This window comes from Candidatus Latescibacterota bacterium (assembly GCA_019038625.1).
Classification (GTDB): domain Bacteria; phylum Krumholzibacteriota; class Krumholzibacteriia; order Krumholzibacteriales; family Krumholzibacteriaceae; genus JAGLYV01.
Map to the genome: position 1 here is coordinate 1 of JAHOYU010000230.1, position 8,461 is coordinate 8,461.

Genomic DNA, 8,461 nt, shown 5'->3' on the forward strand with positions numbered 1-8,461 from the left:
CTGGTCGTGTATGACAAACCGAGTTTCAGCACCTGCTATATCCTTAAAGGTCTCGTGAACGCATATCTCACTTATCGTGAACACTCCGGTACGGACCGCGAACAGGCTCAGCTCCTCGGTATGATCGATGAGATCGTGGCCTCCTATAAACGTAACCAGGAGGTGACGGGGAGATTCTACATATTAAGCTCCTTGATGGAACGCTACCCGGTCCAGCAGCAACTCAAGGCCGATATCGCCCTCATGCTGGCCCACCGGATCACTGGTGACCCGTCCATTCCTGCCGCCGTGAAGAGGAATATCGATTGGGTGATGACCGATCGCCGGGACCGCTCCGGGAAATGCATGAGCGGTATTGTCTGGGCGAGCGACGATACGACATCCTTTTTCGAATGTCACCAGATGTGGTTTATGACCGTGACAGCATACCTTGAGGAAGCGACTGGATTCGATTACTCGATGTGTCGGGCGGAGGCCTTTACGTTTCTGACCGACGATAATTATGCCGGCATCGATCTATACGACCACAACGCGACACAGTATGGAGCATTCTTTGCCTACCGGATGATCTCGAGTGACGGGACGATCCAGAATGAGACGGAGAATTGTTTCAAGGGCGCATACGAAATCGGCGCGTCACTCTGGGCGATGGCCCTCAATTACGATCTCTCCGTTGAGGGGTATACGCGGCTTATCACACAACCCCCTGCCGGCGAATCGGATGGATGGGACAAGGCGATCTTTACGGAGCATGATTTCGGGCCGGGCAACATGGTCTTCCAGTGGGACGTTCAATTCATGGACGTCTCATCCGATGGCGCTTTCACCGGTTTGTTCAATGATCAGAATGGTGACTGGCGGGTCATGTTCTCGACAGGGTCGGGCCTTCAGTACCGAAACACCCTCGATCAGGAGCGCGGACTCTTCGATAGTTCCCGGTTGCAATCGGGCATGACCTATACGGTCCGTGTTACAAAGAGTAATATGAACTGTGTCATCTTTGCTGTTCTTGAGAACGGTATTGAGGTCATGCGGGAACAAATGGATGATATTATGCCCTTCGATGCCTGTTATTTCGGGGTTCTTCAGTGCAACGCCGAGGGGGCAGAGGCCGGGAACATCCTTGTGGACAATATCATGTTCCAACAGTCGGCTGATCCTCCCTGCGTGAACCTGCTCTCCCAGAATGTCCCCAATCCATTCAACGCGCATACGACCATCTCGTTCGACATTGGCATGGCGGGACAGGTCACTCTGGATATATACGACCCTGTGGGGAGATTCATCACCAGGCTGGTTGATGCGACGCTCGCCCGCAACAACTACACCGCCAACTGGGATGGCACGAATTGGCGAGGCCGAGCGGTCTCCAGCGGCGTCTATTTTTATGTCCTGAAGGGTGAGAAACATAGCGAAAAGAAAAAGATGATCTTGCTCCGCTAATTGAGTCTTTTATTTATTCCGCACCAATTTACTGATAGAATACCAGGAACCATGATCAAGATACTGAAAATAACAATCAAGTGGATCGGGATCGCAATCGCGATAATGATCGTGATAATTCTTCTGTGCCTTGGCGTATTGACAAACCCGGGACTATTTATGCCAGAGGATAAACAATATAGAGCCATAACGGTTCACTCCGAGACTCCTGTCGGATCGGTGACAGATTCGATAATGGCCGGGATATTCACGCGTCTTGATGCTGTTCCTGTCTATGATCCTGATAGAAAAATGAACCTCATTCTCTGTTCGACACAGGACAAGTTCAGCTTTTTTTCGCGGTTTACGGTGCGGGATAAACGAATAATGGGTTTTTGTCTTTTTGGTAATGCTTACATAAATGAAGACTTCATTATGGAATTAGCCAGAAGAACGGGCGGGCGACCGAAATACAATACGCGCGAAGGAAGTGTGATACACGTTGCTACACACGAACTGATGCATCAATATCTGGGTGATGCATACGGCGAATTTGCCTCCCGATCCCTGCCCACCTGGAAGGTGGAAGGATATTGTGAGTACGGGGTCAATCATTTTGTCGCGCCCCGCGACGACGGCTACACTATTCAGGAGAGGATAGACATATATCTGGATGACTCCCAATGGAACCCCACGGCAAGGATCCACCGACCGCACTATATCTGGGGTCTCCTGGTAGAGTACCTTATTGATGTCAGGGGACTTGGCTTTGAGCAGGTGATGGCTGACAGCGTGACGAAGGACGCAGTTTTTCAGGAGATGATGGCCTGGCGAGGATTTATGGAAGACAACAATCAACCTGCAGTCGATTGATGGTTGTCTGGCATGCTACAAACAAACTACACGATTATAAATAATAATGGTGGTCCACTACGGTTTTCGGATTTATTCCTTCCATTAACAGATCAAACTACATCTTTTCTGTAAATCACATTTTCAAGAGACCTCTGGCGGGAAATCATCCTAACTATTATTTTAATAACAAGGGATGACTCCATAACAGAAAGGAGGGTAGATATGAAGCGACTGAGCATGGCGGTCATTTTCGTGATGGTTTTTTACTCTGTGCCGAGTGCTGCGTGGGCCCAGGAATCAGAGAAAGATGATCCTGAAATCGTCGCAACCGGGGCTGGCCGGGTCGAGGCCGATCCCGAGAGTGCCAGAGTTGTTATAAACATCAGAGGTTTTGGGGAAACCGTAGACGAAGCAGCTGAAGTCTGCGTCTCAAATTACACGTATCTGCTCGATACTCTTAAGGCTGCAGGCATCAGGGCCGAAAGGATCATTACCCGCCATTTTAATTCATACCCGGAACCTCACAGGAAAAAAAGAAATAAGATTATCGGCTACTGGATGGTTCATGATTCATTCATAGATACTAAGGATCTCGGCGAGGTCAGGAAGATAGTCGACCAGGTACTGCGTTCCGGAGTCGCATCAGCAAGTGTGACCTGGTCGCTTTCATCCAGAGCTGACAGCGTTCGGAGCGAAGCTTTGAAGGAGGCTACCCTGAACGCGGTAGTCGAGGCAGAATCGATGGCTTCAGCAGCAGGAGGTGTTCTTGGAGAGCTGATCGAGCTTACGACCATTTACCCCGAAAACCCAAAATTCCCCACCAGGAATGTAGTCGAAGCATTAGCACTTAAGGGTGGAATAGTAAAACGGTCCTCAATTACACCGCAGAAGATCAAGGTTCACGTATCAGTCCTCGGTCGCTGGAGGCTGATCGGTGGGTTTGAGAACTGAGGAATGGGAGGGTTCAGGATGAAGATCAGAAGGATAGTAAGTCTGGTGTCCCTGGTTATTTTTCTCGCCGTGTCCCCTGCGCTGGCCGAAGAGGACGCGAGGTCTATAGTAATAGTCACAGGAATGGGAAGCGGCAGTGTCGATCCAGACAGGATAGTGGTCTCCTTTACACTCGGGCTTGTAAAGAAAACAACGGATGAGGCTGCGGAGGTTGCTGTAGTATTATATGAACAGGTCCTGACCGCTCTTGATACTGTTGGATTTGGACATGAGAGAGTGATTACAACTAATTATAGTGTGAGGGCTCAGAAACATCCCAAGAAACGAGATAAATATATCGGATTCAGCGCGAATCACGCTCTTCAAGTGACAACTTCCGATCCTGACAGTCTTGACACCATCCTGGAACAGATACTGAGGATCGAGGGAACGAGGATCCGTGAAATCAGGTTCACTTCGACAAAACTCGACAGTATACGTCGTGTTGCTCTAGCCAAAGCTGTCAGAAATGCGCGCGCTGATGCTGCTGTCGTAGCCGATGCGGCTGGTGGTGTCCTGGGTGAACTGATAGAGATTACGACTCATTATCCCGACAACCCCACTAACAGGCGAAAAGGCGGTTCCGAGCGGATTTCTCTGCAATCCACAAGAGCTATCCCCACACCGATCACTCCGCCGAAAATATCGATCAACATATCGGTCCGCGGTAGGTGGAGGTTCGTCGAGAAGAAATCAGACAGCGAGACGGTCCGGTAGCTGTGCCTTCTGAAAATCCATACCCCGTCCATTTATTTGGTCGAGGCCCAAAGGGGTGAGGATTTACTTGCGGGCAAATAAAAGGAATTGTCCTATTTCTTCTCAAGGGCTGTTCGGACGATCCTGACGATCTCATCTACGAGAACACTACCTCGTGGCCCGTTTCTCTGCATGATCGAACCGGCGACCACAAGATCCATTTCAGGAAAATAGAAAGCAAAGCTGTTCCAGAACCCAGTGTGTCCCCACCCGGTCATCCCATCTACATCGATGTGCCATATCCCCGCGCGATATGTGCCCTGTTCGGCAGCGATCGACATCGAGAGCATCGTATTAAGGGTAGATTCGTGTGTGAATACCTCTCCCTCAAAGAGAGATTGTTCGAAAATCGCAAGATCGCGTGCGGTCGACATCAATCCGCCGCCACCGTAGAGATCGATCGATGGATCGACATCGTAAGAATCCAGGTCTCCGATATATTGATGAGCTATCCCTGTAACCGTTGGGGGAACTTCTTCGACAGATTCGAGCCAGGTCTTGTCGAGGCCGAGCTTTTCAAACCCGATCAGATCCCGCATCGCCTGCGCCATCGTCTTTCCCGTCACTTCTTCCAGGATCTTTCCGAGCAGGATATATCCGGTATCAGAATAGTGATGGATCTCACCCGGCTGGCCGTATGGTGCTCCCAGTTGTATGGCGAGTCTCAACTGCTCGAGCCTGGTCCATTTTCCACCGGGATCTTCCATGATCATTTCGGTATATTCATCTCCGGCATGTTCGTACATCCCGCTTGTATGGGTGAGCATATGGCGGATCTTCATCTTATCCGGTTCGTATCCGTCAGATATCAACAGGTCCAGGTAAACAGGCGGCAGGTAGTCGCTTATCGGATCGTCCAGCTGGATGATCTTATCTTCCACAAGGCGAAGGATGGAAACCGCTATATATGTCTTAGTATTGCTGGCGATACGGAATGCATGATCAGGAGTCAATGGGAGGTCGGTCGACCTGCCTTCAAACCCCGCGGAAGCGCTATAAGAGACACAAAGATAAGGGGCGTCTATGTACACCGATATCCCCGGGATCTCCTGATGGCTTTCCAGCATTCCGGCAAGCAAAGTGTCGATACTCGACTCTATCTGTGTAGTGATATCGGTGCGGACACATGGAATATTCTCCTGTGCACTGCAGGACACAAGCAATGCTAGAAGCAGAAAAACCATTGATTGCCTGATGGCGGGGGCACGGCGTCTTTTTGTCTTTGTTTTTCTGGTCTTTTTCCCGGTCGGCATGTTTACATCTCGCAGTGTGTATATATTATGAATCGTCAGTCAAAGAGTCTTGCAGGATTTTAGTCGGTTCGCTCACAATCGACAAGCACAACTATCATCCAGTGTACTGCACGATTGCATGGACTTATTTTCCATGATAAGCTTTGAGCGAAGTAAGCCAGTTAATAAATAAACATTAACCTTCAGGAGTAAAACCATGAAAAAATATATTCTGTTCAATGTCGTGATTGCAGTTTTTCTGATTATGGTCCCGTTCAGCCTGTTTTCCCAGGATGCCGAAAAACCTTCAGTCTCCTTAAAGAATATAAGAGGGCCGATATTCCAGGTCGAGAATGTCTCCGGAGGCAATATTGTTGTCTATCTCGGCAAAGAAAATATTTTAATGGTGGATTCCGGCACAGATCCGGGAGATGCTCCGAAAGTTGAAACCGCTTTGTCCGAATTTACTGATAAGCCGGTCGAAACGGTAGTGATCACTCACTGGCATAGTGACCATGTCGGGGGAAACGTATTCTGGGCAGGAAAAGGAGCCACGATCATCGGGCACGAGAACCTTAACGCCAGGCTGAGTACGAAGGTCATGATGGATTTCTTCGGCACTGAAAGCGAGCCCCTGGCGGAAGCCGGCAGGCCGACAGTCACATTTACAGATGAAAAGATCATCGATGTCGACGACAGCAGGGTCAGGCTGTTTCACATTCGGCCCGGACATACCGATGGAGACTGCATAATCCATTTCATGAAGGAAAATGTCATCCATGTCGGCGACCTGTTTTTTAATACGCTGTACCCTTATATAGGCGTCTCCTCGGGGGGCTCTATCGGTGGAATGATCACAGTCCTGACAGAAGTGACCGAACTGATAGACGACGAAACGATAGTCGTGCCGGGTCACGGGCCTCTGTCTGACAAAGCGGGGATGAAAGCATATGTAGAAATGTTATCAACGATACAAAAACGTGTAGCAAAACTTCTCAAAGAAGGAAAGACTCTGGAGGAGATACAGGCCGCAAGACCTACCGAAGAATTTGACGAGGACTGGGGAATATTGTGGATGGATGGAAATGAGTTCACCCGGCTCGTAGTAATGAGTCTTTCGGGCAGCTGACCTCACAGATGGGGTTATTCAGAATTCCTGAATCAAACCGGCGAATCAGGCGTATAACAGGCATGGCGGGTTTGCTGTGCTGTCTTGTTATATCTGGACAGTGATTCCTGGGGCTTCACCATAAAAAGGGTCTTCCGATGCTGAAATTTGTCTTTCTGCTGTTTATTCGGAGTTTCAAAAAGAACCTTGTGATCAATACGATGAATCTTCTGGGGCTTGCCGCCGGCATGGCCGCATGCATGATGATCATCATATACCTGGTCCACGAGGACAGTTACGACGATGCCCACCTGAAAGTGGAGCGTATTGCCAGGGTCAACACCGAACTGGTGGTGGGGGATGGGCAGGCGATGCATCTTCCAACGGCCTCTTACCCTGTCTCTGAGGGGCTTGCCTCGGAGATAGCCGGGATAGAGACCTTCGCACGGTTCAGGTACTCCAGTTCCGAGAGGCCAGTTTATGTAGAAGACAAGGTGTTTTTCGAAGGACACATAGCTTGGGTTGATTCGACAGTCTTCGATATATTCAGCTACGATCTTATCCAGGGTGATCCGAAAACTGCATTGGCGGCGCCGCTGAGTATCGTCCTTTCACGTAGCACAGCGAACAAGTTTTTTGGAGATGTAAATCCTCTGGGAAAAAGACTGAGTTTCAACCGGAAAAAAGAATATACCGTGACAGGAGTCATGAAGGATATTCCGAAACCATCTCACATGCCATCATTCCCCATGCTGATGTCAATGGCGAGCATTGAAATAGCCGGCCCGGATTACTGGGTAGGTAGATCGTTTTTCGGGAGCTACGTGCTGCTGGCCGAGGGACAGGGTGCCGAGGCCCTGCAACCGACTGTGGACAGGATCTTCAGTGAGAGGGCTTCCGAGTTGCTGGAATCCCTCGGAGCAAGTAGCAGTGTGACTCTGCAGCCTGTGAAGGACATCCATTTTGACGACAGCTTTGATTTTGCTTTCGACTTCACACCACCCATTACGCGAGCAAAACTGACGATATTCTCGGTCATTGCCCTCTTTATCCTGATGATCTCGACTGTGAGTTTTATCAATCTGGCTACCGCAAGAAGTAGTGAGAGAGCCAGACAGGTAGGAATCAGCAAAGCGGTAGGAGCGTCGAGGCGGATGCTTATGGCCCAGTACCTCGGTGAGTTTATATGCGTGTCGTTTCTGGCGTTTGTGATAGCAATAGTCGCTGTCGATTTTTTTCTGCCAGTATTTGGCAGCTTTGTCGGAGCGGAACTTTCTGCCGGTTATTTGACGGAGCCATTGCTGATGTTGTCGTTCTTTTCGCTGGCCCTGCTGGTAGGAGGAATAGCAGGTATTTATCCGGCATTTTTCCTTTCGTCATTCCGGCCTGTGGATACGATAAGGTCATCCCGGATGGCGCTTGTTAAATCCCGGATGAGGCCGGTGTTGATCGTCTTTCAGTTCACTATCTCGATTATCCTGATCATTTGTACTCTGACAGTAGTAAATCAGCTCAAATACATGAATAACCGGGATCCCGGGTTCGACAGGGATCAGCTCCTCGTGTTGAGTGTGGCTCCTGACATGACCAGGGAAGACTGCGAGATGTTGAGGCAGGAAGCGCTCAAGCATCCGGGGATCCTCAAAGGTACTTTGTCGAGTTATCTCCCTACGATGGGATATATGGAATATACATATGAGGTGCCGGAACCAGAGGATTGCGACATGCTCATGGCGAGGCAGTTGATGGTCGATGAATACTTTATCGATTTGATGGACATGGAGATAGTGGACGGGAGGGGTTTCAGCCCGATCAGTGCCGGGGCCGACGACAGGAGTGAGAGTGACGATGGAGGTGTTTCCAGTATCGGTGAGAGTGGAGGTCTGATTATAAACGAGACTGCCGCAAGGAAGCTTGGCTACGACGAGCCGGTCGGCATGCTTCTCGATGCGAATCCTGCCAGGGGTGGAGACCAGTACAGCCCAGTGGAGATCATCGGAGTCGTGAAAGACATCAATTTCGAATCACTTCACCACGAAGTGTTGCCTATGATCCTGGCCAGGGGAGATGGGAGGCCCTCGAGGATATCCCTTAGGCT

Annotated in this window: 7 protein-coding genes; 6 read left to right on the plus strand and 1 reads right to left on the minus strand. The window is 49.8% G+C overall.

Features of this window, described 5'->3' with window-relative positions; genetic code table 11:
- The 4 genes from KOO63_14855 to KOO63_14870 all read left to right on the plus strand — a co-directional run.
- A partial coding sequence (locus tag KOO63_14855) for a T9SS type A sorting domain-containing protein (GenBank protein MBU8923096.1) occupies positions 1–1,443 on the plus strand: 1,443 nt, incomplete at its 5' end.
- A gap of 51 nt (positions 1,444–1,494) precedes the next feature.
- The gene (locus KOO63_14860; GenBank protein MBU8923097.1) at positions 1,495–2,295 is read left to right on the plus strand and encodes a hypothetical protein; all 801 of its coding nucleotides are present in this window, start codon (positions 1,495–1,497) and stop codon (positions 2,293–2,295) included.
- 204 nt (positions 2,296–2,499) lie between these two features.
- Entirely contained in the window at positions 2,500–3,228 is a 729-nt protein-coding gene (locus tag KOO63_14865) for an SIMPL domain-containing protein (GenBank protein ID MBU8923098.1), read from the plus strand.
- Positions 3,229–3,246: 18 nt separating this feature from the next.
- Positions 3,247–3,984 (plus strand): SIMPL domain-containing protein, encoded by a 738-nt coding sequence (locus KOO63_14870; GenBank protein MBU8923099.1) that lies wholly within the window; start codon positions 3,247–3,249, stop codon positions 3,982–3,984.
- 92 nt (positions 3,985–4,076) lie between these two features.
- Here KOO63_14870 and KOO63_14875 read toward each other — a convergent pair whose 3' ends face one another.
- Positions 4,077–5,276 carry a beta-lactamase family protein gene (locus tag KOO63_14875; protein ID MBU8923100.1) on the minus strand — a complete coding sequence of 400 codons (1,200 nt, stop codon included), beginning with the start codon at positions 5,274–5,276 and terminating at the stop codon, positions 4,077–4,079.
- Between the two features lie 196 nt (positions 5,277–5,472).
- Here KOO63_14875 and KOO63_14880 point away from each other — a divergent pair, with 196 nt between their 5' ends.
- Both KOO63_14880 and KOO63_14885 read left to right on the plus strand, forming a co-directional pair.
- On the plus strand, positions 5,473–6,384 hold the full coding sequence (locus KOO63_14880) for an MBL fold metallo-hydrolase (GenBank protein ID MBU8923101.1): 912 nt from the start codon (positions 5,473–5,475) through the stop codon (positions 6,382–6,384).
- Positions 6,385–6,521: 137 nt separating this feature from the next.
- Positions 6,522–8,461, plus strand: a 1,940-nt coding sequence (locus KOO63_14885; GenBank protein ID MBU8923102.1) for an ABC transporter permease, incomplete at its 3' end; no start/stop codon positions are given.

Excerpts from the sequence above, each read along its gene's own strand:
- KOO63_14860 (MBU8923097.1), top strand. The coding sequence starts at position 1,495 with ATGATCAAGATACTGAAAATAACAATCAAGTGGATCGGGATCGCAATC.
- KOO63_14865 (MBU8923098.1), top strand. The coding sequence starts at position 2,500 with ATGAAGCGACTGAGCATGGCGGTCATTTTCGTGATGGTTTTTTACTCT.
- KOO63_14870 (MBU8923099.1), top strand. The coding sequence starts at position 3,247 with ATGAAGATCAGAAGGATAGTAAGTCTGGTGTCCCTGGTTATTTTTCTC.
- KOO63_14875 (MBU8923100.1), bottom strand. The coding sequence starts at position 5,276 with ATGCCGACCGGGAAAAAGACCAGAAAAACAAAGACAAAAAGACGCCGT.
- KOO63_14880 (MBU8923101.1), top strand. The coding sequence starts at position 5,473 with ATGAAAAAATATATTCTGTTCAATGTCGTGATTGCAGTTTTTCTGATT.